Consider the following 985-nt stretch of genomic DNA (forward strand, 5'->3'; position numbering starts at 1 on the left):
CCCGCCGTTTTGCAGACCAACCTCAAACGCTACCGTGCGGGCTGAATCGTTATCGAGCCCGAACAGACGGCTGAGCCAATACCCGAAAAAGTACCCGGCCCCATTGTGTATAACGGAGCAGATAAACAGCAGGAAGCCGACGCGCATCAGGTTTTCCCGGCCTGCTGCAGTGGTTACGGTTGTAAAATAGATAATCCCGAACATGGAGAGCAGGGGCATAATGCTGTCCAGGCGCGGAAACCGAAGGGTTAGCTGGTGATAGAGGAAACCCGTTAAAACGGCACCCGCCAGAAAGCTGAAGATTTCGATTGCCTGCAGGATTTGCGGTTGCGTACCGGTTTCCTCAAGCAGGTGCCAGCCGCCGCCTGTTAAAAACATAAACCAGCCGACAGCGATCAGCGAAGCGATCCGGATTGCCCGTTTTCCGGCCGGAGAGGCTTGTTTCAGATAATCGTGCAGGAGCGCGGCGAAAATGGGCACAATGACAATTTTGATGATTTCCATCATCATGTTGATAAAGCTGATGTTGATCAGCGTACCCGCCAGCAGTTTAAGCAGTAACGGGGTCAGAAACGGAGCCGCTAAGGTTGCCATGGCGGTTACGACCACCGACAAAACCAGATTCGCTTTGGCCAGATACACCATCACGTTTGAGGCCAGACCACTGGAACAGGAGCCGATCAGGATGACGCCCGCGGCAATTTCGGGTTCAAACCGGAAGAGCCTGGTCAGCAGCAGTCCCATCAGCGGCATCACCGTGAAGTGGCAGAAAAGCCCGATAAGTACGCCTTTGCCCGATGAGCGGAGTCCCGCAAAATCATGGATGCTCATCTGGATGCCCATGCCAAACATGACCAGCTGGATAATGATCAGAATGAGCCACTTATTCCGTAAGTCAACGTCTCCCCATCTGGTAAATGCCTGCGGATAAAGCATGGCAGCTGCCACCGCAACAATGATCCAGGCGGTGTATTGATAGGTAGCC

Annotated in this window: 1 protein-coding gene; it reads right to left on the reverse strand. The window is 53.7% G+C overall.

The window, feature by feature from the left end; genetic code table 11:
- Positions 1 to 985: bile acid:sodium symporter family protein (locus BLX24_RS30695; RefSeq protein WP_071506929.1), on the reverse strand; the 985-nt coding region annotated here is incomplete at both ends.

The organism is Arsenicibacter rosenii (assembly GCF_001870735.1).
GTDB classification, from domain to species: Bacteria; Bacteroidota; Bacteroidia; order Cytophagales; family Spirosomataceae; genus Arsenicibacter; species Arsenicibacter rosenii.